The organism is Klebsiella sp. MS 92-3 (genome assembly GCF_000195655.1).
In the GTDB taxonomy this organism is placed as follows: domain Bacteria; phylum Pseudomonadota; class Gammaproteobacteria; order Enterobacterales; family Enterobacteriaceae; genus Klebsiella; species Klebsiella pneumoniae.
In genome coordinates this window covers 7798-8540 of sequence record NZ_GL882760.1, presented here as the reverse complement: position 1 = coordinate 8540, position 743 = coordinate 7798, and the positions used below count along the sequence as shown (strand labels likewise).

Below are 743 nucleotides of genomic sequence, written 5' to 3'. Positions count from 1 at the left end.
ACAGGGTGGCGCCGACCGGAGGCTGCTGTACCGATTTTAGGTGGTTCAGCCTTGTCTTGCACGCTGGATATCGCGCACTCGCTGCTTTTCTGCGCGGGCCATCAAATACCAGGCGATAAAACCAACAATACCGACCACGCCGAGGATGAGCGTCGCCAGGGCGTTGATCTCCGGGTTGACTCCCATGCGCACGCTGGAGAAGACCAGCATCGGCAAGGTCGTGGCCCCGGGACCGGAGACAAAGCTGGCGATCACCAGGTCATCCAGCGACAGCGTGAAGGCCAGCAGCCAGCCGGAGATCACCGCCGGCATAATCATCGGCAGCGTGATGACGAAGAAGACCTTCAGCGGCGCGGCGCCAAGATCCATCGCCGCCTCTTCAATAGAGTGGTCCAGCTCGCGCAGGCGCGAGGAGATCACCACCGCCACGTAGGCGGTACAGAAGGTGACATGCGCCAGCCAGATGGTCAACATGCCGCGGTCCGACGGCCAGCCGATGGCATGTCCCAGCGCCACGAACAGCAGCAGCAGCGAGAGACCGGTGATCACGTCCGGCATGACCAGCGGCGCGGTGATCATAAACGCGAAGCCGTTGGAGCCGCGAAAACGCCCAAAGCGCACCATCACCACCGCGGCGATGGTACCGAGGATCGCCGCCGCCGCCCCCCCCCCCCGGGGGGGGGGGAAGGGGAAAAGGAAGGGAAAGATTCCCCCCCGCGCCGCGCCGATATCGGCATTGGCGC

1 protein-coding gene is annotated in these 743 nt (G+C 64.5%); it reads right to left on the bottom strand.

The annotated features are described in order from the left end of the window. Window positions 1–45: 45 nt before the first annotated feature. Window positions 46–743, bottom strand: a 698-nt coding sequence (locus HMPREF9538_RS31245; protein ID WP_009484282.1) for an ABC transporter permease subunit, incomplete at its 5' end; no start/stop codon positions are given.